This window comes from Citrobacter sp. RHB36-C18, from assembly GCF_013814485.1.
Taxonomy (GTDB): Bacteria; Pseudomonadota; Gammaproteobacteria; order Enterobacterales; family Enterobacteriaceae; genus Citrobacter; species Citrobacter braakii.
Genome location: NZ_CP057125.1, coordinates 2,165,205 through 2,186,928 on the forward strand (window position 1 = coordinate 2,165,205; position 21,724 = coordinate 2,186,928).

The 21,724-nt window shown below is 53.0% G+C and carries 20 protein-coding genes and 1 other annotated feature; of the genes, 10 read left to right on the forward strand and 10 right to left on the reverse strand.

Going from position 1 to position 21,724, the window contains the following annotated elements:
* Positions 1-29 precede the first annotated feature (29 nt).
* The 6 genes from trpA to trpL form a co-directional block, all read right to left on the reverse strand.
* A complete protein-coding gene (gene trpA / locus HVZ52_RS10305; RefSeq protein WP_049269468.1) occupies positions 30-836 on the reverse strand; it encodes a tryptophan synthase subunit alpha in 807 nt (268 codons plus the stop codon).
* Positions 836-2,029 carry a tryptophan synthase subunit beta gene (gene trpB / locus HVZ52_RS10310; RefSeq protein ID WP_003020645.1) on the reverse strand — a complete coding sequence of 398 codons (1,194 nt, stop codon included), beginning with the start codon at positions 2,027-2,029 and terminating at the stop codon, positions 836-838. Before trpB ends, trpA begins: the two co-directional genes overlap by 1 nt.
* A gap of 10 nt (positions 2,030-2,039) precedes the next feature.
* Positions 2,040-3,398 carry a bifunctional indole-3-glycerol-phosphate synthase TrpC/phosphoribosylanthranilate isomerase TrpF gene (gene trpCF / locus HVZ52_RS10315; protein ID WP_181599287.1) on the reverse strand — a complete coding sequence of 453 codons (1,359 nt, stop codon included), beginning with the start codon at positions 3,396-3,398 and terminating at the stop codon, positions 2,040-2,042.
* Positions 3,399-3,401: 3 nt separating this feature from the next.
* On the reverse strand, positions 3,402-4,997 hold the full coding sequence (gene trpD, locus HVZ52_RS10320; RefSeq protein WP_003020639.1) for a bifunctional anthranilate synthase glutamate amidotransferase component TrpG/anthranilate phosphoribosyltransferase TrpD: 1,596 nt from the start codon (positions 4,995-4,997) through the stop codon (positions 3,402-3,404).
* Positions 4,997-6,559 (reverse strand): anthranilate synthase component 1, encoded by a 1,563-nt coding sequence (locus HVZ52_RS10325; protein WP_016156654.1) that lies wholly within the window; start codon positions 6,557-6,559, stop codon positions 4,997-4,999. The genes trpD and HVZ52_RS10325 overlap by 1 nt, the downstream gene beginning before the upstream one ends.
* A gap of 23 nt (positions 6,560-6,582) precedes the next feature.
* Positions 6,583-6,677, reverse strand: a sequence feature (Trp leader region).
* Positions 6,654-6,698: a trp operon leader peptide gene (trpL, locus tag HVZ52_RS10330; protein ID WP_012905981.1), complete on the reverse strand. Its 45-nt coding sequence runs from the start codon at positions 6,696-6,698 to the stop codon at positions 6,654-6,656. It overlaps the preceding feature by 24 nt.
* A gap of 135 nt (positions 6,699-6,833) precedes the next feature.
* Here trpL and rnm point away from each other — a divergent pair, with 135 nt between their 5' ends.
* The 3 genes from rnm (at position 6,834) to rluB (ending at position 9,305) form a co-directional block, all read left to right on the forward strand.
* A complete protein-coding gene (rnm, locus tag HVZ52_RS10335) occupies positions 6,834-7,712 on the forward strand; it encodes an RNase AM (protein WP_029139558.1) in 879 nt (292 codons plus the stop codon).
* Positions 7,709-8,329: an L-threonylcarbamoyladenylate synthase gene (locus tag HVZ52_RS10340; protein WP_016153256.1), complete on the forward strand. Its 621-nt coding sequence runs from the start codon at positions 7,709-7,711 to the stop codon at positions 8,327-8,329. Before rnm ends, HVZ52_RS10340 begins: the two co-directional genes overlap by 4 nt.
* A 100-nt stretch (positions 8,330-8,429) precedes the next feature.
* Entirely contained in the window at positions 8,430-9,305 is an 876-nt protein-coding gene (gene rluB / locus HVZ52_RS10345; protein ID WP_006684306.1) for a 23S rRNA pseudouridine(2605) synthase RluB, read from the forward strand.
* Between the two features lie 83 nt (positions 9,306-9,388).
* Here the strand turns inward: rluB and cobO are convergent, their stop codons facing one another.
* Together cobO and HVZ52_RS10355 are read right to left on the reverse strand one after the other, a co-directional pair.
* Positions 9,389-9,979, reverse strand: coding sequence for a cob(I)yrinic acid a,c-diamide adenosyltransferase (gene cobO / locus HVZ52_RS10350; RefSeq protein ID WP_016156652.1), 591 nt, complete (start codon positions 9,977-9,979; stop codon positions 9,389-9,391).
* Positions 9,976-10,737 (reverse strand): YciK family oxidoreductase, encoded by a 762-nt coding sequence (locus HVZ52_RS10355; RefSeq protein ID WP_016156651.1) that lies wholly within the window; start codon positions 10,735-10,737, stop codon positions 9,976-9,978. Before HVZ52_RS10355 ends, cobO begins: the two co-directional genes overlap by 4 nt.
* 210 nt (positions 10,738-10,947) lie before the next feature.
* On the opposite strand from HVZ52_RS10355, the gene sohB reads away from it, so the two are divergent.
* On the forward strand, positions 10,948-11,994 hold the full coding sequence (sohB, locus tag HVZ52_RS10360) for a protease SohB (protein ID WP_016153253.1): 1,047 nt from the start codon (positions 10,948-10,950) through the stop codon (positions 11,992-11,994).
* 53 nt (positions 11,995-12,047) lie between these two features.
* Here sohB and HVZ52_RS10365 read toward each other — a convergent pair whose 3' ends face one another.
* Positions 12,048-12,299: a YciN family protein gene (locus HVZ52_RS10365; protein WP_003020616.1), complete on the reverse strand. Its 252-nt coding sequence runs from the start codon at positions 12,297-12,299 to the stop codon at positions 12,048-12,050.
* A gap of 397 nt (positions 12,300-12,696) precedes the next feature.
* Here HVZ52_RS10365 and topA point away from each other — a divergent pair, with 397 nt between their 5' ends.
* The 5 genes from topA to acnA all read left to right on the forward strand — a co-directional run bounded on the left by topA (position 12,697) and on the right by acnA (position 20,049).
* Entirely contained in the window at positions 12,697-15,294 is a 2,598-nt protein-coding gene (topA, locus tag HVZ52_RS10370; protein ID WP_016153252.1) for a type I DNA topoisomerase, read from the forward strand.
* A gap of 208 nt (positions 15,295-15,502) precedes the next feature.
* Complete coding sequence (gene cysB, locus HVZ52_RS10375) at positions 15,503-16,477, forward strand: HTH-type transcriptional regulator CysB (protein ID WP_016153251.1); 975 nt, start codon at positions 15,503-15,505, stop codon at positions 16,475-16,477.
* 314 nt (positions 16,478-16,791) lie between these two features.
* Positions 16,792-16,932 carry a YmiA family putative membrane protein gene (locus HVZ52_RS10380; protein WP_220132811.1) on the forward strand — a complete coding sequence of 47 codons (141 nt, stop codon included), beginning with the start codon at positions 16,792-16,794 and terminating at the stop codon, positions 16,930-16,932.
* Positions 16,933-16,935: 3 nt separating this feature from the next.
* The gene (locus tag HVZ52_RS10385; protein WP_181599204.1) at positions 16,936-17,106 is read left to right on the forward strand and encodes a hypothetical protein; all 171 of its coding nucleotides are present in this window, start codon (positions 16,936-16,938) and stop codon (positions 17,104-17,106) included.
* A gap of 267 nt (positions 17,107-17,373) precedes the next feature.
* Positions 17,374-20,049, forward strand: a complete 2,676-nt coding sequence (acnA, locus tag HVZ52_RS10390) for an aconitate hydratase AcnA (protein WP_181599205.1) — start codon at positions 17,374-17,376, stop codon at positions 20,047-20,049.
* Between the two features lie 50 nt (positions 20,050-20,099).
* Here the strand turns inward: acnA and ribA are convergent, their stop codons facing one another.
* A complete protein-coding gene (gene ribA / locus HVZ52_RS10395; RefSeq protein ID WP_016153247.1) occupies positions 20,100-20,690 on the reverse strand; it encodes a GTP cyclohydrolase II in 591 nt (196 codons plus the stop codon).
* A gap of 202 nt (positions 20,691-20,892) precedes the next feature.
* On the opposite strand from ribA, the gene pgpB reads away from it, so the two are divergent.
* Positions 20,893-21,657, forward strand: a complete 765-nt coding sequence (pgpB, locus tag HVZ52_RS10400) for a phosphatidylglycerophosphatase B (RefSeq protein ID WP_181599206.1) — start codon at positions 20,893-20,895, stop codon at positions 21,655-21,657.
* The last annotated feature ends 67 nt before the right edge of the window (positions 21,658-21,724 follow it).

A 21,724-nucleotide genomic window follows, 5' to 3' on the forward strand; every position in this document is an offset into this window, starting at 1 on the left:
CGCCAGAAGTCTCTGGCGGTTGATTTAGCTTACTGCCGGGTGGCGGCTTTCATCGCGCTGACAAAAGCTTTCAGCTCAGCCAGCATCTGTTCCGGTGCCGCAACATTTTTCTCAATGATTTTCACTATTGCCGAGCCGGAAATTGCGCCGGCAGCGCCAGCGTCAATAGCGCCGGTTACCTGCTCAGGCGCAGAGATACCAAACCCCTGTAAAGAAGGCGGAGCATCATATGCTTTCAACTTTTCGACCAGGTGATGCAGCGGTAACGCCGCTCGATTTTCTGCACCGGTCACGCCCGCACGCGAAAGCAAATAGGTATAGCCGCGGCCATGAGAGGCTATCTGGCGCAGCAGTTCTTCATCAGCGTTCGGTGGGCAGATAAAAATTGGCGCAATGTTGTGGCGGAGCGCCGCAGCTCTGAATGGCGCGGACTCCTCAACGGGAACATCGGCCACTAACACGGAATCCACGCCCACTTTTTCACACTGGGCGTAAAACTCGTCAATGCCCTTGCTAAACACCAGGTTGGCATACATCAGCAAGCCAATGGGAATCGTAGGGTGCTTATGGCGAATCAGCGCCAGCATTTCAAAGCATTGCGACGGCGTGACGCCGGCGGCAAACGCACGCAGGGTGGCTTCCTGAATGGTTGGACCGTCAGCCAGCGGATCGGAGAACGGAATACCGAGCTCAAGGGCATCAGCACCGGCTTCAATCAGCGTATCAATGATTTTCAGTGACTGCTCAACAGACGGATCGCCCAGGGTTACGAAGGGGACAAAAGCACCTTCTTTGCGGTCCTTCAGCTGTGCAAACAGGTTTTCGTAACGTTCCATCAGATTTCCCCTCGCGCTTTCAGAATATCGTGTACGGTGAAAATGTCTTTGTCGCCGCGACCGGAGAGATTAACCACCAGTAACTGCTCTTTTTCCGGGTTTTCACGCATCATTTTCAATGCGTGTGCCAGGGCATGGGAGGACTCCAGCGCCGGAATAATCCCCTCGTGCAGACACAGCGTTTTGAAGGCCTCGAGCGCTTCGTCGTCGGTGATCGAAACATAATCGGCGCGACCAATGCTGTTCAGATACGCATGCTGCGGCCCGACAGACGGGAAATCCAGCCCCGCGGAAATAGAGTAAGACTCTTCAATCTGTCCTTCTTCGGTCTGCATCATCGGGGACTTCATGCCGAAGTAAATCCCGACACGACCATGCTTCAACGGTGCGCCATGTTCCCCTGATTCAATCCCATGACCGCCAGGCTCGACGCCAATCAGACCGACGCTGGTTTCATTAATAAAGTCCGCGAACATACCGATGGCGTTAGAACCGCCGCCCACGCAGGCGATAACCGCGTCCGGCAGGCGACCTTCTTTTTCAAGGATCTGCGCTTTAGTTTCCTCGCCGATCATGCGCTGAAATTCACGAACAATGGTCGGGAAGGGATGTGGACCCGCCGCCGTACCGAGCATATAGTGCGCGGTATCGTAGCTGCCAGACCAGTCGCGCAGCGCTTCGTTACAGGCATCTTTCAGCGTTGCAGAACCGCTGTGAACCGGGATAACTTCAGCCCCCATCAGACGCATACGGAAAACGTTTGGCGACTGGCGTTCAACGTCTTTTGCACCCATATAAATACGGCATTTCAGCCCCAGCAGTGCGCTGGCGAGAGCTGATGCAACACCGTGCTGGCCCGCGCCGGTTTCGGCGATGATCTCCGTTTTCCCCATACGTTTCGCCAGCAATGCCTGGCCCAGCACCTGGTTGGTTTTGTGCGCGCCGCCGTGCAGCAAATCTTCACGTTTGAGATATAGCGTAGTGTTGGTGCCTTGAGTAATGTTCTGGCATTTGGTCAGTGCAGTTGGACGACCAGCATAGTTTTTCAGCAGGTCTGTAAACTGCGCCTGAAATTCAGGATCCTTTTGCGCGCTGACAAAAGCTTCTTCCAGCTGGCGCAGGGCAGGCATCAGAATCTGTGGCACATACATACCGCCAAATTCACCAAAATACGGATTGAGTAATGTTGTCATGTCCTTTTCCTTAATATGCGCGCAGCGTCTGAAAGACCGAAGCCAAAAGACGTGCATCCTTGATGCCCGGCTGTGACTCTACGCCAGAATTGAAATCGAGACCGGCACAGCCGGTTTTTGCCGCGTCAACGCAGTTATCAGCGCCGAGTCCGCCAGCCAGTAAAACGTTATCCAGCGATTGTCCGCCTAAAAGTGACCAGTCGAAGCGTTGACCACTGCCGCCTTGACCATTGTCGAATACGTATTTATCGACGTGCTGATAATCACGAGCTGGCAACGTTTCGCTGACGCTTAATGCCTTCCAGATTTGCACCTGTTCGGGTAGCGCGTCGCGCAGGGCGTCAACATAGGCCTGGTCTTCGCTACCATGCAATTGCACGGCTGTTAGCCCCAGAGCCACCGCTGTTTCGCGCACGTCGGTGATCTCTGTGTTGCGGAACACCCCGACATATTGCAGCGGTGCGCCGGTCATGACCTCGCGCGCGTGTTCAACGCTGACCGCGCGTGGCGATGTGGACACAAAAATCAACCCGCCGTATATGGCACCCGCTTCGTATGCCGCGTTTGCATCCTGAGGCCGGGTTAAACCGCAGACTTTATTTTCGCCGAGCAGAACGCGACGCACGGCAGCATGCAGATCATCATGCGACATCAACGCGGAGCCAATCAGAAAACCGTTGGCGAAGTGGCTGAGTTCTCGCACTTGACCATAGGTATTGATACCGGACTCGCTGATGACGGTTACGCCATGACCCAGTCGCGGCGCCAGTTGGCGGGTGCGATTCAGATCGATCGACAGGTCGCGTAAATCACGGTTGTTGATACCGACGACTTTGGCACCCAGTGCGATAGCACGCTCCAGCTCTTCATCGTTACTGACCTCGGTCAGTACGCCCATTTTCAAACTGTGGGCGACGGCGGCGAGTTGACGATATTGCTCATCATCAAGTACCGACAGCATCAGCAGACAGGCGTCCGCCTGATAGAAGCGCGCCAGGTAAATCTGGTAAGGATCGATAATAAAGTCCTTACACAGAATCGGTTGCGGTGCGATGCGGCTGACGATGGGCAGGAAATCAAAGCTCCCCTGGAAATATTTCTCATCGGTCAGTACGGAAATCGCAGAAGCATATTGTTTATATACGCCCGCAATCTGTGCCGGGTCGAAGTCATCACGGATCACGCCTTTTGACGGAGACGCTTTTTTGCACTCCAGAATAAAGGCGGTGCGTGCACCTTGCAGCGCATCGTAGAAATCACGAGAGCTGGGTTGAACATCATTCTGAAAGCTGGCCAGCGGTTGTTGCTGTTTGCGGGCTTCTACCCAAATCGCCTTGTCTGCGACAATTTTCGCTAAAACGGTTTGCATCATTTACCCTCTTGCTGCCAGTGCAGTGACACGGTCATAGGCCGCGCCGCTGCGCAGTACATTAATCACGGTTTGCGCATTGGCTTTTAAATCTTCTTCACCGTGCAGGCGCATTAACATGGCGACATTCGCGGCAACAGCAGCTTCATGAGCGGCTTCACCTTTACCTTGTAACAAGCGACTAAGAATGTCACGGTTTTCTTCCGGCGTGCCGCCAGCCAGCTGTTCTTGGTGGTAAGGCGTCAGGCCAAAGTCTTCCGCCGTCAGTTGATAGCTCTTGATTTCGCCATCATGCAACTCTGCCACAATGGTCGGTGCATGCAGGGAAACTTCATCCATGCCGCCGCTGTGCACCACGGCTGCCCGCTGATACCCCAACACGCGCAGCGTTTCGGCAATCGGCAGCACCAGTTCCGGACTGTAAACGCCGATCAGCGCCAGCGGCGGATGTGCCGGGTTAATCAACGGGCCGAGGACGTTAAACAGCGTACGGGTTTTCAACTGTTGGCGTACCGGCATAGCATGGCGAAAACCGGTGTGGTATTTCGGCGCAAACAAGAAACACACACCGAGGTCGTCAAGTGCCTGACGGGATTTATCGGCGTTCATATCCAGATTGATGCCAAAAGCCGCTAACAGATCCGAAGAGCCCGACTTGCTGGAGACGCTGCGGTTGCCGTGTTTGGCGACTTTCAGTCCGCAAGCGGCCGCCACAAAGGCGCTGGCGGTGGAAATATTGATACTGTTGCTGCCGTCACCACCGGTACCGACAATATCGGCAAACAGATAATCAGGTCGCGGGAACGGGGCGGCGTTTTCCAGCAGCGCGGTTGCCGCACCGGCAATTTCATTCGGGTGCTCGCCACGAATTTTCATGCTCACCAGCGCCGCAGCCAGTTGTTCCGGCTTCAGTTCACCGCGTACCACGGCGGAGAACAGCTGGTGGCTTTCCTGCTGAGACAGCGTCTGGGCCTGATACAGTTTCTCCAGAATAGGTTGCAGGGTATTGGTCTGTTCGAGTTTCTGTTGCGCCCAGGCCAGCGTTTGCTCCAGCAGACGTGCGCCCTGGGTGGTCAGAATGGATTCTGGATGGAACTGGAAGCCACATACGCGATCGGTATCGTGACGTACCGCCATCACCATGCCGTTAAAGTGGGCGTTGATGGTCAATCCGGCCGGAACGTTGCTGCCAACCAGCGAGTGATAGCGCGCCACTGGCAGCGGATTTGCCAGACCGGCGAACATTGCCTGACCATCGTGTTCAATGCTGGACGCTTTGCCGTGCAGGATTTCCCCAGCCTGTCCCACGTATCCACCATAGGCCTCGACAATGGCCTGATGCCCCAGACAAATGCCGATGATCGGCAGCTTGCCGCGCAGGCGGGTTAACAGCTCCGGCATGCAGCCCGCTTCGCTTGGCGCACCTGGACCTGGGGAGAGCATCAGCACCGGATTTTTCATGGTCGCTAAGCGGTCTATTAATGTCTGGGCCGGAATATGGTTGCGGTAAATCACCACGTTATGACCGTTAGTACGCAGCTGATCTGCCAGGTTATAGGTAAAAGAGTCGATATTATCGAGCAGCAGAATGTCAGCCATTAGAAGGTCTCCTGTGCGTGGTGTGCGGTGGCGATAGCACGCAGAACCGCACGCGCTTTATTACGGGTTTCATCGGCTTCTGACTGCCCAACGGAATCCAGAACAATTCCGGCGCCAGCCTGTACGGTGGCAATACCGTCTTCCACGAGGGCGGAACGAATCACAATACAGGTATCCAGATCGCCATGGGCCGTGAAGTAACCCACTGCGCCGCCATAGCTGCCGCGACGACGGCCTTCGGCCTCGGCGATAAGCTGCATGGCGCGAACTTTCGGCGCGCCGCTTAGCGTGCCCATGTTCATACAGGCGCGGTAAGCATGCAGCACATCCAGATCGCTACGCAGCTCGCCGACTACGCGGGAAACCAGGTGCATAACGAAGGAATAACGATCCACTTTGGTGAGGTCAGCAACGTAGCGGCTGCCGGGCGTACAGATGCGCGCCAGGTCGTTACGTGCCAGGTCTACCAGCATCAGGTGTTCGGAAAGCTCTTTATGATCGGTACGCATCTCCAGCTCAATACGGCTGTCGAGATCGCGGTCCAGCGAACCGTCCGCACGACGACCGCGTGGGCGGGTCCCGGCAATCGGGTAGATTTCAATCTGCCGGCTGGTGGCATCGTATTTCAGCGAGCTTTCCGGAGAGGCGCCGAACAGTGTGAAATCGTTGTCCTGCATAAAAAACATGTACGGGCTGGGGTTACTTTTCTTCAGCACATAGTAGGCCGCCAGCGGTGACGGGCAGGGCAGCGAGAAACGACGGGATGGAACCACCTGGAAAATTTCGCCAGCGCGAATGGCTTTTTGCATACCACGAACCACGGCGGCAAACTCTTCATCGCTCTGATTGCATTCGCAGCGCATGTGCGGAACTTCAGTGACGGGCAGCGGCGGCGCAGGTTCGGTAAGCTGCTGGCTCAGTTGCGCCAGACGGGCATTAAGACGCTGTTTTTCTGCATCGCTGGGGGTAAATATGCTGGCCTGAATGCGGGTGCTTTTCTTCTGATGGTCGATGACCATGAGCGTTTCTGCCAGATAGAAGCAGTAGTCAGGGCAACGGTTGCCCGCTTCAAGCTGAGGTAAATCTTCAAAACCGGCAACCAGGTCGTAGGAAAACAGACCGCCGAAGAACATCGCTTCACGTTCTTGCGCAGGAACATTAACCAGCTCCTGCAATAAACGGAAGGCATCAAATACGGACAGGGAACATAAGCGGGCGTCTTCATCCAGCAGCGGGCTAACGGCAGGGAATCGCAGATGGCGACCATTCGGCTGTTGTTTGTTCTCAACGCCCGCGGGCAGGGCAGCATCCAGCAGCGGCAGCAGCGATGCGCCGTTAGCGGATAATGCCTGAATGGTGACAGTGTCACCGATGGCGGTAATGCGTAATGCACTGTCGACCAGCAGCAAGCTCTTCAGATCGTCTTTGCTGTCGATATCGGCAGATTCCAGCAGCAGCGTTGCTGGACGTGCGCCACACACCTGATGAAACAGCGCCGTCGGATTTTCACGGTAGGCGGCATCGCAGGCAAGCAGTTCGAGTGTCGGTTTTTGTGTTTGCATCGTTATTCTCATTAATTTTGTTCAAAAAAAAGCCCGCTCATTTGGCGGGCCGGGTATCTGGTTGCATATTGCAGACGTAAGACACTGCCCGAAATCAGGAAGTGCGCCACCAACCGTGCAGAACAAATGTTGCTTTCATCTCAGATACCTTCTTCATGTGAACTTGCGTACTAGTTAACTAGTTCAATGGAATAAAGTCAACACCTGATTTCAGTATATTTGTCTAAACCGCTATGATGAGCGGGTTAAGACATTTAGTGAAACGGGAGCCGCATTGAGCGACACGAATTACGCAGTGATTTATGACCTGCACAGTCATACTACAGCCTCCGATGGGCGATTAACGCCAGAAGCCTTAGTACACCGTGCGGTAGAGATGCGAGTCGGTACACTGGCGATCACCGATCATGACACCACGGCGGGTATTGCGGCGGCAAGAGAAGAAATTTCACGTGCGGGTTTAGCGTTAAATTTGATCCCTGGCGTCGAGATATCAACAGTCTGGGAAAACCATGAGATCCATATCGTGGGTCTGAACATTGATATCGCCCATCCAATGATGTGCGAATTTCTGGCGCAGCAAACGGAACGTCGTCAGCAGCGCGCGCGCCTGATTGCTGAACGACTCGACAAAGCGCATATTCCCGGCGCGTGGGAAGGGGCATTACGCCTGGCTGATGGCGGGGCGATCACTCGGGGGCATTTCGCGCGTTTCCTGGTGGAGTGCGGAAAAGCCACAACCATGGCGGATGTCTTTAAAAAATATCTTGCTCGTGGGAAAACCGGTTACGTTCCGCCACAGTGGTGTACAATAGAACAAGCTATTGATGTCATTCATCATTCTGGCGGTAAGGCAGTTCTGGCTCATCCTGGGCGGTACGATCTTAGCGCTAAGTGGCTGAAAAGACTGGTTGCGCATTTTGCTGAACATCACGGCGACGCGATGGAAGTGGCACAGTGCCAGCAGTCTCCCAATGAACGCACCCATCTGGCGACGCTTGCGCGTCAGCATCAACTGTGGGCATCGCAAGGGTCTGATTTTCATCTACCCTGCCCATGGATTGAGCTGGGTCGTAAACTCTGGTTGCCCGCAGGCGTAGAAGGCGTCTGGCAACTTTGGGAACAGCCCGAGACCACAGAGAGGAAAGTATGAGCCAGTTTTTTTATATTCATCCCGAAAACCCACAGCAGCGACTGATCAATCAGGCCGTTGAAATCGTGCGTAAAGGAGGGGTGATCGTCTATCCAACTGATTCCGGCTATGCGTTGGGTTGCAAAATTGAAGATAAAGGCGCAATGGAGCGCATTTGTCGCATCCGTCACCTGCCGGACGGGCACAACTTTACGCTGATGTGTCGTGACCTGTCCGAACTGTCGACCTATTCGTTTGTCGACAACGTGGCCTTCCGTTTAATTAAAAACAACACGCCGGGCAACTACACGTTCATCCTGAAGGGGACGAAAGAAGTACCACGTCGACTGTTGCAGGAAAAACGTAAGACCATCGGTTTGCGTGTACCCTCGAATCCGATTGCGCTGGCGCTGCTGGAAGCGCTGGGCGAGCCTATGCTCTCTACATCACTGATGCTGCCGGGCAGCGAATTTACCGAGTCAGATCCGGAAGAAATCAAAGATCGTCTGGAGAAAGTGGTGGATTTGATTATCCACGGTGGATATCTCGGCCAGCAGCCAACCACGGTCATTGATTTAACCGATGATTCCCCGGTGGTATTGCGCGAAGGCGTCGGCGACGTTAAACCTTTCTTATAAGGGCGCGAACCGCTATACTACGCGGCCTTAAAATGGCGCTGACTGGCGCCGTTGATTCTCCTGTTCGACGCCTGTGAAGGCGACATCTAAAGGAAGCTCTATGAGCGAAAAGTTACAAAAAGTGCTGGCGCGCGCTGGCCACGGTTCTCGCCGTGAAATTGAATCCATAATTGCCGCGGGTCGCGTGAGTGTTGATGGCAAAATTGCCACGCTCGGCGATCGCGTTGAAGTTACGCCGGGTCTGAAAATCCGTATCGACGGTCATCTGATTTCGGTGAAAGAATCTGCGGAGCAAATCTGCCGTGTTCTGGCTTATTACAAGCCAGAAGGTGAACTGTGTACCCGTAACGACCCGGAAGGTCGTCCGACCGTGTTTGATCGTCTGCCAAAACTGCGCGATGCGCGCTGGATTGCCGTGGGACGTCTGGACGTGAATACCTGTGGTTTACTGCTGTTTACCACCGATGGCGAACTGGCGAACCGTCTGATGCACCCAAGCCGCGAAGTTGAACGTGAATATGCGGTGCGTGTGTTTGGTCAGGTTGATGACGCAAAACTGCGCGATCTGAGTCGTGGCGTGCAGCTGGAAGATGGTCCGGCCGCATTTAAAACGATCAAGTTCAGCGGCGGTGAAGGGATCAACCAGTGGTATAACGTCACGTTGACCGAAGGGCGTAACCGTGAAGTCCGTCGCCTGTGGGAAGCCGTGGGCGTGCAGGTAAGTCGTCTTATCCGTGTACGTTACGGTGATATCCCACTGCCGAAGGGCCTGCCGCGTGGCGGCTGGACGGAACTTGACCTCGCGCAGACCAACTATTTGCGTGAACTGGTGGAACTGAAGCCGGAAACCACCTCTAAAGTTGCCGTCGAGAAAGATCGTCGCCGTATGAAGGCAAACCAGATCCGCCGTGCGGTGAAGCGCCACTCGCAGGTTGGCGGCAGCCGTCGTCCGGGCGGTCGCAGCAACAACGGTTAATCATGAGTAGGCCTGATAAGCAACGCGCCATCAGGCGTTAGCGTGGAGCCGGATGCGGCGTAAGCGCCTTATCCGGCCTACTATCAGTAATCGATCCCCATCTGGGCTTTCACGCCCGCTTCAAAGGCGTGCTTAACCGGCCGCAGTTCGCTGACCGTATCCGCTAACTCCAGAATATCGCGATGACATCCACGACCGGTGATAATGACCGTTTGATGGGCAGGGCGCGCGTTTAGGGCATTGATGACCTCGTCGAGTGGCAGATAGTCGTATGCAACCATATAGGTCAGCTCGTCCAGTATCACCATATCCAGCTCAGCGTCGGCCAGCATCCGCTTGCCGTGTTCCCACACTGCCATGCAGGCTGCGGTGTCGGACTCGCGGTTCTGCGTTTCCCAGGTAAATCCTGTCGCCATGACCTGAAACTCAACGCCGTGGGGTTCGAGTAAGTTTCGTTCACCGTTTGGCCACGTCCCCTTAATAAATTGCACTACGCCGACTTTTTTACCGTGGCCTACTGCGCGCGTGGCGGTACCGAACGCGGCGGTGGTTTTACCCTTACCATTTCCGGTGAACACAATAATAATCCCGCGCTCGTCTATGGCGGCGGCAACACGGGCGTCAACCCGGTCTTTTACGCGCTGCTGGCGCTGCTGATAGCGTTCTTCACTCATTGGGCGATTCCTGGTTTACGGCCCGGCTGGGCATCGAAAGTCATACCGGTTTTACGGCGGCTGTCATCGCCCATCAGCCACAGGTAGAGCGGCATAATATCGGCGGGGGTTTTCAATTTTTGCGGATCTTCCGTCGGGAACGCGCTGGCTCGCATGCCGGTACGCGTTCCACCAGGATTGATACAGTTTACGCGCAGGTGGCGGTTCTGATATTCATCAGCCAGAACCTGCATCATTCCTTCGGTAGCAAATTTGGAGGTGGCGTATGCCCCCCAGTTGGCGCGCCCCTGGCGACCGACGCTGGAGGAGGTAAAGACCAGCGATCCGGCATCGGATTTGAGCAACAACGGCAGCAATGCCTGAGTCAGCATAAAGGTGGCGTTCACGTTTACCTGCATCACGTCCTGCCATACCTGCGGGTTTTGCTCGCTCATCGGGCAAATGTCACCGAGCAATCCGGCATTATGCAATACGCCATCCAGACGCGGGAAATGCGCGGCAATGCGCTGTGCGAGCTGGTGGCATTCGTCAGACGTACAGGTGAGCAAATCCAGCGTGAACCAGTGTGGTTGCGTACCTTTTTCTTCGGCGATGGAGCGGGCAACCTGACGCAGTTTTTCTTCGTTACGCCCTAACAGAATCACGGTCGCGCCGTAACGCGCGTAGGTCTGTGCGGCTTCACGCCCGATACCATCGCTGGCACCGGTGACCAGAATAATGCGGTCCTGTAGAAGATCTTGTTTCGGTTGATAATGCACGGCTACTCCTCGGCGACGTCCTGGCCATCTCGTTCGCGATAACTTTTGGGCTTTATGCCTTAAAGCCTGTTCTTTTTCAATCAGCCAAAGGCAATAACACCGCAAAATGAACGCGTTGTCATGCTTTTTACTGAATGGATGAAGCAAGACGGGTTAACAAGGCTGTTGTACACTGAGCGAAAGTAGCGTTGTTTAACCAAGGTGGGTCACGTGGAATTGTTGTCTGAATATGGGTTGTTTTTGGCAAAAATTGTCACTGTCGTGGTGGCTATTGCGGTGGTAGTTATGCTGATCGTAAACGCGACACAACGCAAACGTCAGCGTGGGGAATTGCGGGTTATTAATCTCAGCGATCAATATAAAGAGATGAAAGAAGACCTGTCGCTGGCCTTATTGGATGGGCATCAGCAAAAATTCTGGCATAAGGCGCAGAAAAAGAAACACAAGCTTGAGGCGAAGGCCGCTAAGGCAAAAGCGAAACTGGGAGACAGTACGTCATCTGATAAACCACGGGTATGGGTACTTGATTTTAAAGGCAGTATGGATGCCCATGAGGTCAGCGCATTACGCGAAGAGGTGACGGCAGTGCTGGCGGTCGTTAAACCCCAGGATCAGGTCGTGGTTCGTCTGGAAAGTCCGGGCGGCGTAGTACACGGCTATGGCCTGGCCGCGTCCCAGTTACAACGTCTGCGCGATAAGCAGATCCCGCTGACCGTTACGGTAGATAAAGTCGCTGCGAGCGGCGGATATATGATGGCTTGCGTGGCGGATAAAATTGTCTCGGCGCCGTTTGCTATTGTCGGCTCTATTGGCGTTGTGGCACAGATCCCGAACTTTCACCGCTTCCTGAAAGGGAAAGATATTGATATCGAACTGCACACCGCCGGACAGTACAAGCGTACGCTGACCTTACTTGGTGAAAACACGGAAGAAGGGCGGCAGAAATTCCGCGAAGACCTGAATGAAACGCATCATCTGTTTAAAGATTTTGTACAGCGCATGCGTCCGGCTCTGGACATTGAGCAGGTTGCCACGGGTGAACACTGGTTTGGTCAACAGGCGCTGGCCAACGGGCTGGTGGATGAGATCAATACCAGTGATGAGGTGATCCTCGGACTGATGGACGGTCGTGACGTATTGAACGTACGTTATCTGCAGCGTAAAAAACTGATGGACCGTTTTACCGGCAGTGCCGCCGAGAGCGCCGATCGTTTACTGATGCGCTGGTGGCAGCGAGGACAAAAACCGCTGATGTAAAATTGTAATTGCCGGATGAGGCGCAGCCGTCATCCGGCAAATCATTTCTCGTGTTAATCGATCAAGTGATACTTTTCAGAAAGTACGTGCGCCAGATGTTTAAACATATTAAACACCGCCGTACTTTTGGGCGTCGGTAGCCCTTGCTCGTCTAAAAAGTAATCTCCGCTGAAAACCAGCACGCCATTTCGCTGCGTTACGCCGGTGGCGACAATCCCCGCCAGCGTGTCCTCATGCTCACGAATGATTTTGTTGGCTTCAATCAGCAGTGTTTCGCGATCGATGGGTTGAGTGTCTTTATGCATTATTTACTCCTTAAACAAGGACATTAGTCTACGCCGAGCCCGGCTTATGGGCAAATATTCCCTGACTTAAATGAAGGTCTTACGACAGTGTTGCAAGTGGCGAGATTTGTTTTTGCATGCTAATAAAGTTGCGTAACGCATTTTATCAGGTACAGTGTGACGCTTTCGTCAATCTGGCAACAGATTTGCTTGACATTCGACCATTACTCCGTCGTGCTATAGCGTTTGTGAGCGAAAAAGCCTGTTAACTCAGTTACATGAGAGTTACATTACAATCGCGAATCAGTTTAAGGGTTGATATCCGCCGACGCAGAGACCATATCGATGTCTCGTCGCCAGTGGAAGGTGAATCAACGTGCGACGCATTCTGGAAGAATCAAATTAGGTAAAGGTGAATATGGGTAAAGCTCTTGTCATCGTTGAGTCCCCGGCAAAAGCCAAAACGATCAACAAGTATCTGGGTAATGACTACGTGGTGAAATCCAGCGTCGGTCATATCCGTGATTTGCCGACCAGTGGCTCAGCAACTAAAAAGAGCGCCGACTCAACCTCCACCAAAACGGCTAAAAAGCCCAAAAAGGATGAACGTGGCGCTCTCGTCAATCGTATGGGTGTTGACCCGTGGCACAACTGGGATGCGCGCTATGAAGTGCTGCCCGGTAAAGAAAAAGTTGTTTCTGAACTGAAGCAACTGGCTGAAAAAGCCGACCACATCTATCTCGCAACCGACCTTGACCGCGAAGGGGAAGCCATTGCGTGGCACCTGCGGGAAGTGATCGGCGGCGACGACACCCGCTACAGTCGCGTGGTGTTTAACGAAATTACCAAAAACGCTATTCGTCAGGCGTTTGAAAAGCCGGGCGAGCTGAACATCGACCGCGTCAATGCGCAACAGGCGCGCCGCTTTATGGACCGTGTTGTGGGCTATATGGTGTCGCCGCTGCTGTGGAAAAAAATTGCGCGAGGCCTGTCAGCAGGCCGCGTACAGTCGGTTGCCGTGCGTCTGGTGGTTGAGCGTGAACGCGAAATCAAAGCATTCGTTCCAGAAGAGTTCTGGGAAATTGATGCTAACACGACGACGCCAGGCGGTGACGCGTTACCGCTTGAGGTGACGCATCAGAATGATAAACCGTTCCGTCCGGTCAACCGGGAACAAACGCTTGCCGCCGTTAGCCTGTTGGAAAAAGCGCGCTACAGCGTTCTGGAACGCGAAGATAAGCCGACCAGCAGCAAGCCGGGTGCGCCGTTCATCACCTCCACGCTACAGCAGGCCGCCAGCACGCGTCTGGGCTTCGGCGTGAAGAAAACCATGATGATGGCGCAGCGCTTGTATGAAGCGGGCTACATCACTTATATGCGTACTGACTCAACCAACCTGAGCCAGGATGCGGTGAACATGGTTCGCGATTACATCAGCGATAATTTCGGCAAAAAGTATCTGCCGGAGAGCGCGAACCAGTACGCCAGCAAAGAGAACTCGCAGGAAGCGCACGAAGCTATCCGTCCTTCCGATGTCGCCGTTCAGGCGGAATCGCTGAAAGATATGGAAGCGGATGCGCAAAAACTGTATCAGCTGATCTGGCGCCAGTTTGTTGCCTGTCAGATGACGCCTGCTAAATATGATTCCACCACGCTGACGGTGGGTGCGGGTGATTTCCGTCTGAAGGCGCGTGGTCGTATTCTGCGCTTCGATGGCTGGACGAAAGTGATGCCTGCGCTGCGTAAGGGCGATGAAGACCGCATTTTACCTGCGGTGGATAAAGGCGATACGTTGACGCTCATCGAACTGACACCTGCGCAACACTTTACCAAACCGCCTGCGCGCTTCAGTGAAGCTTCGCTGGTTAAAGAGCTTGAAAAACGTGGTATTGGTCGCCCATCCACGTATGCGTCGATCATTTCTACGATTCAGGATCGCGGTTATGTTCGCGTTGAGAACCGTCGCTTCTACGCTGAAAAAATGGGTGAAATCGTCACCGATCGTCTGGAAGAAAACTTCCGCGAACTGATGAACTACGACTTTACCGCGCAGATGGAAGACAGTCTCGACCAGGTGGCAAATCACGAAGCCGAATGGAAGGGCGTACTCGACAACTTCTTCACTGATTTTACTCAGCAACTGGATAAAGCCGAGAAAGATCCTGAAGAGGGCGGTATGCGTCCGAACCAGATGGTGCTGACCAGCATTGATTGCCCAACCTGCGGTCGCAAGATGGGTATTCGTACCGCCAGCACCGGCGTTTTCCTGGGTTGTTCTGGCTATGCGCTTTCCCCGAAAGAGCGTTGCAAAACCACCATTAACCTGGTGCCGGAAAACGAAGTGCTGAACGTGCTGGAAGGCGACGATGCGGAAACCAACGCTTTGCGCGCCAAACGTCGCTGCCAGAAGTGCGGCACGGCGATGGACAGCTACCTTATCGATCCTAAGCGCAAGCTGCATGTATGCGGTAATAACCCTACCTGTGATGGCTATGAGATCGAAGAAGGCGAATTCCGCATCAAGGGTTATGACGGTCCTATCGTTGAGTGCGAGAAATGTGGCTCTGAAATGCACCTGAAAATGGGACGTTTCGGCAAGTACATGGCGTGTACCAACGACGAGTGCAAAAATACCCGTAAGATCCTGCGTAACGGTGAAGTTGCTCCACCGAAAGAGGATCCGGTTCCGTTGCCGGAACTGCCGTGTGAAAAATCTGATGCGTATTTCGTGTTACGTGATGGTGCTGCAGGTATCTTCCTGGCGGCAAATACGTTCCCGAAATCACGTGAGACACGTGCGCCGCTGGTTGAAGAGTTGTACCGCTTCCGCGATCGTCTGCCGGAAAAACTGCGCTATCTGGCAGATGCGCCGCAGACTGACCCGGACGGCAACAAGTCGATGGTTCGTTTCAGCCGTAAAACCAAGCAGCAATACGTTGCTGCGGAGAAAGACGGTAAGGCGACCGGCTGGTCCGCGTTCTTCGTTGACGGTAAATGGGTAGAAGGGAAGAAATAACAGCATTCCGGCTGAGTTTCTCCTCAAAGGGTCGCGTAAGCGGCCCTTTTTGTTTCTGGCGTATTATTTTTTGTCATCCCTATACAGCTCACATAGAAATGATATAGTGGTTATAGTTAACACACTTTTTATTATTAAATCGTATTAGCAGCGCCAACGAGCCTGCTCTGAAACGATGATTTGATGGCGCAAATCGGGATGGCTTAACATGAAATTACAGCAGCTTCGCTACATTGTTGAGGTGGTGAACCACAACCTTAATGTCTCCTCAACGGCGGAAGGGCTTTATACCTCGCAGCCAGGTATCAGTAAGCAAGTTCGTATGCTGGAAGATGAACTTGGCATCCAGATTTTTGCCCGTAGCGGTAAGCACCTGACCCAGGTTACGCCAGCGGGGCAGGAAGTCATTCGAATCGCGCGAGAAGTTTTGTCGAAGGTGGACGCCATTAAGTCCGTTGCTGGCGAACATACCTGGCCGGACAAAGGCTCACTGTATATCGCCACCACGCACACTCAGGCGCGTTACGCTTTGCCGAACGTCATTAAAGGCTTTATTGAGCGTTATCCTCGCGTCTCATTGCATATGCACCAGGGATCGCCGACGCAAATCGCCGAAGCCGTCTCGAAAGGGAATGCAGATTTTGCTATCGCGACGGAAGCCCTGCACCTGTATGACGATCTGGTGATGCTGCCTTGCTACCACTGGAATCGTTCGATTGTCGTTACGCCGGACCATCCGTTGGCGGGCAAATCCGCCGTATCCATTGAAGAACTGGCGCAGTACCCGCTGGTGACCTACACGTTTGGATTTACCGGACGTTCGGAACTGGACACCGCGTTCAACCGTGCGGGTCTGGAGCCGCGTATAGTTTTTACCGCGACCGATGCCGATGTCATCAAGACCTATGTACGCCTGGGCCTCGGCGTGGGGGTAATTGCCAGTATGGCGGTTGATCCTGTCTCCGACCCTGACCTGGTGCGCGTTGATGCCCATGATATCTTCAGCCATAGCACCACCAAGATTGGTTTTCGTCGCAGCACTTTTTTACGCAGTTACATGTATGATTTTATTCAACGTTTCGCGCCGCATCTGACGCGTGATGTGGTGGATACGGCGGTGGCGCTGCGTTCCAACGACGATATTGAAGCCATGTTTAAAGATATTAAATTGCCTGAGAAATAATAACGGCTGTTACCTCGTCGGTATCCTCAAACATAAAGCGATACCGACGGCAGAGTCTGAATCTATTCAATATTTTTCCTCTATATATTAACCATATATTGTTTATGGTAAACACTTGCTAAAGTAGTTTCAAATTAGTAAGGTCGCCAAAAATCCCTCTCAAATATTTATAACCGATCAAATAATTAATTTATTTATCAGGTCGAGTATGAAAATTAACTGGCTTTTTTTGACCTTTTTTATTAGGATTCCTCCTATCTGATGATTAATTGTACCGATTGTTTGGTGCTTAAATGATAAGTGATTTCGATAGTATGAGGTTAGCGATGCCTTCAGGAAACCAGCCAGCACGCCGGGATCCCGTCATGAAACGTAAAGCCTGGTTCGCTGTGTTTCTTGGCTCTGCCGTGTTCTGGGTTATTGTCTCGCTCGTGGCCTGGAACGTGTGGGGGTAGGTCATGTCCACACTGGAACAACGCTCCACCGTGATGCCATATCCGGATGACCCTGAACAAGAGAGTCAATACAGCGCAGAGAATAAGCCGAATATTCCAGCGACCTGGAAACTCTCTCCTGAACAACGGGCGTTTATCGATCTGTTTGCGGATGATGATGAACAGAAACAATAATTGATACGAATTTTATAATTATTATTAGTCCGTTGTCTTGTACTGCAAATATTTTATTCCGGGCAATCGTGATGAGCCATGCTTATCACCGTATTAACCTTGACCGCTTAAACCTTTCTCCTCGCCAGATACTTCAGTTGCCCCTTTTGTAGCCCTCCACTTTTATCAATTTGAGTTGTTATCAAAGCGTTACATTTTGTTTGTGTTATCTTTAATACTAACCCTGAGGAAAATCAGGGGATCCAACCCTGTCATTAAGGAGGAGCTATGTCGTCGACCCTACGAGAAGCCAGTAAGGACACATTGCAGGTTAAAGATAAAACCTACCGTTACTACAGTCTGCCGCTGGCCGCTAAATCACTGGGTGATATCACCCGTTTACCGAAATCGCTAAAAGTTTTGCTGGAAAACCTGCTTCGCTGGCAGGACGGTAATTCCGTTACCGAAGATGATATTCATGCGCTTGCGCATTGGCTGAAGACCGCTCATGCCGATCGAGAAATTGCCTATCGACCTGCTCGTGTTCTGATGCAGGATTTTACCGGCGTACCGGCGGTGGTCGATCTCGCCGCCATGCGCGAAGCGGTGAAACGTCTGGGTGGGGATACGGCAAAAGTGAATCCGCTTTCGCCAGTGGATCTTGTCATTGATCACTCGGTAACGGTGGATCGTTTCGGTGATGATGATGCTTTCGAAGAAAACGTGCGCCTGGAAATGGAACGTAACCATGAACGTTATGTGTTCCTGAAATGGGGACAGCAGGCATTTAGTCGCTTCAGCGTTGTACCGCCGGGTACGGGGATTTGCCACCAGGTTAACCTTGAATATCTGGGCAAAGCTGTCTGGAGCGAGTTACAGGACGGTGAGTGGGTGGCTTATCCCGATACACTGGTCGGTACCGATTCCCATACCACGATGATTAATGGTCTCGGTGTGCTGGGCTGGGGCGTTGGAGGCATTGAAGCTGAAGCGGCAATGCTGGGTCAACCGGTCTCAATGCTGATCCCGGATGTTGTGGGCTTTAAACTGGTGGGTAAACTGCGGGAAGGCATCACTGCCACCGACCTGGTTCTGACCGTCACCCAGATGCTGCGTAAGCACGGTGTAGTCGGTAAATTCGTTGAATTCTACGGTGATGGGCTGGACACCTTACCTCTGGCCGATCGAGCAACCATTGCGAACATGGCACCGGAATACGGCGCAACCTGCGGTTTCTTCCCGATCGATGACATTACCCTTGAGTATATGCGTCTGAGCGGGCGCAGTGAGGAACAGGTTGAGTTGGTCAATGCCTATGCCAAAGCGCAGGGAATGTGGCGTAAGCCAGGGGATGAACCTATATTTACCAGTTCGTTGGAGCTGGATATGGGCAGCGTAGAGGCAAGCCTTGCTGGACCGAAGCGTCCGCAGGATCGGGTGGCGCTGGCTGATGTGCCGAAAGCCTTTTCGGCGAGTAATGAACTCGAGGTGAATAGCTCGCTGAAAGACCGTCAGCCAGTGGACTATACCATGAGCGGTCAGCAGTATAAGCTGCCGGACGGCGCGGTGGTGATAGCCGCTATCACCTCTTGTACCAACACCTCAAACCCAAGCGTATTGATGGCGGCGGGGCTGCTGGCGAAAAAAGCCGTCACGCTTGGTTTGAAACGTCAGCCATGGGTGAAAGCCTCGTTGGCGCCAGGATCGAAGGTGGTTTCCGATTATCTGGCAAAGGCTGGGTTCACTCCGTACCTTGATGAGCTGGGATTTAATCTTGTGGGTTATGGCTGTACCACCTGTATTGGCAACTCTGGACCCTTACCCGATCCTATCGAAACAGCCATCAAAAAAGGCGATCTTACAGTTGGGGCAGTGCTTTCTGGAAACCGTAACTTTGAAGGTCGTATCCATCCGCTCGTGAAGACCAACTGGCTGGCGTCTCCGCCGCTGGTGGTGGCCTATGCGCTGGCGGGGAATATGAATATCAACCTGACGAAAGATCCGTTAGGCCATGACAGAAAAGGCGATCCTGTTTATCTGAAAGATATTTGGCCGACAGCCAAGGAAATTGCCCGCGCCGTTGAGCAGGTCTCTACCGCCATGTTCCATAAAGAGTATGCTGAAGTCTTTGAAGGCACGCCAGAATGGAAAGCAATCCAGGTTGATCGCGCTGATACCTATGGCTGGCAGTCTGACTCGACCTATATCCGTTTGTCACCGTTCTTCGATGGTATGCAGGCTACGCCGGATCCGGTTCAGGACATTCACGGTGCGCGTATTCTGGCGATGCTCGGAGATTCTGTTACCACCGACCATATTTCTCCTGCCGGCAGTATTAAGCCAGACAGCCCAGCGGGGCGTTATCTGCAAAGCCATGGCGTTGAGCGTAAAGATTTTAACTCCTACGGTTCACGACGCGGGAATCATGAAGTGATGATGCGTGGTACCTTTGCCAATATTCGTATTCGCAATGAGATGGTACCTGGCGTGGAAGGTGGCATGACGCGTCATTTGCCGGGAACCGAAGTGGTGGCTATTTATGATGCGGCCATGCAATACCAGCAGGAGAACGTGCCTCTGGCGGTGATTGCCGGGAAAGAATATGGATCCGGCTCCAGCCGTGACTGGGCGGCGAAAGGCCCACGTTTGCTGGGCGTTCGCGTGGTTATCGCAGAGTCTTTTGAGCGAATTCACCGTTCTAACCTGATTGGCATGGGCATTTTACCGCTGGAATTCCCGCAGGGCGTCACGCGTAAAACGCTGGGATTAACCGGTGAGGAGGCGATCGATATTACGGACCTACAAAACATTAAACCGGGGGCGACAGTTCCGGTGAGTATGGTACGCGCAGATGGGCGTAAAGAGGTGATTCTATGCCGCTGTCGCATTGATACCGCGACGGAGCTAACGTATTACCAAAACGACGGCATTCTGCACTACGTGATTCGTAATATGTTGAATTAAAATGCAAAAAAGCCTGCGAGAGCAGGCTTTTTGATAGGCGGTGACAACGATTATTTGCCCAGCAAATGTCCCATCTTGGCGGCTTTGGTGTCCAGATAATGTTCATTTTTTGGATTACGGCCCACGATCAGCGGCACGCGTTCAACAATATTGATTCCCGCTTCGGTCAGGATTTCTACTTTCTTCGGGTTATTGGTCAGCAAACGTACCGCATCCACGCCCAGCAGCTTGAACATATCGGCACACAGCGTGAAATCGCGCTCGTCTGCCGCAAATCCCAACTGATGATTCGCTTCAACGGTATCATAACCCTGGTCCTGCAACGCGTAAGCGCGGATTTTGTTGAGCAGGCCAATGTTGCGTCCTTCCTGACGGTGATAAAGCAGAATGCCACGCCCTTCTTCAGCAATGTGGGTGAGGGCCGCTTCAAGCTGGAAACCGCAATCGCAACGCAGGCTAAACAGCGCATCACCAGTCAAACATTCGGAGTGGACGCGCGCCAGGACAGGTGTTTGGCCTGTTATATCACCAAAAACCAGTGCGACATGATCGTGTCCGGTTGCCAGTTCTTCAAATCCCACCATCAGGAAATCACCCCAGGGGGTTGGCAGTTTGGCTTCTGCCACACGTTTAAGCTGCATGTAATTCTCCAGATTATGCTGGCACTCGTCGTGCCTTCGCCTGTCGGCTTCTGTTCTGTATTACACTATTTTGCCATAAGGCAACGACGTTCACCTAATCGCGACCACGGATTCGCTTTTGGAATGGCACAAAATTGTCAATTTTCCCGACGTGTGAATTTTTCAGTTATGATTGTGATACTTATCGACGAAAGGAGAGGCAATGCTGTCTATTGCAAAGCGCACCGCAGTGGGGGCCGGACTGCTACTTATCATGCCGGTTGCCGTATGGGTATCAGGCTGGAGCTGGCAGCCAGGGCACAATGTCTGGTGGTTAAAGTCCTTGTACTGGGTAACGGAAACGGTGACGCAGCCGTGGGGAATTATCACTCACGTTGCGCTTTGTGTATGGTTTCTGTGGTGCCTGCGTTTTCGTCTTAAAGCCGCGGTAATGCTGTTTGCTATTCTGGCAGCGGCGATTTTAGTGGGACAGGGCGTGAAGTCCTGGGTAAAAGACAGGGTGCAAGAACCGCGACCTTTTGTCGTGTGGCTGGAAAAAACGCACCATATTCCGGTTGATGAGTTCTACACTTTAAAACGTAAAGATCGTGGGTATTTAGTCAAAGAACAATTGGCTGAACAGCAGGATATTCCAACGTTTTTACGCAAGCACTGGCAAAAAGAAACGGGTTTTGCCTTTCCGTCCGGACATACGATGTTTGCCGCCAGTTGGGCTTTACTGGGCGTAGGGCTGTTATGGCCGCGCAGACGTACGCTGACGATTGTGTTTTTGCTGATCTGGGCGACCGGCGTGATGGGCAGTCGCTTGCTGTTAGGCATGCACTGGCCCCGTGATTTGGTGGTGGCAACGCTGATTTCGTGGCTGTTGGTGACGCTGGCAACCTGGCTTGCACAGCGGGTATGCGGACCATTAACCCCACCAGTGCAGGAGGAAAAAGAAATCGCGCAGCGAGAACAAGAAAGCTAGCGATGATTGATTTTTCAAATTTTGCCCTTAAATCAGAAAGTGGAAAGCGCTTTTCCGTTTCGCACTC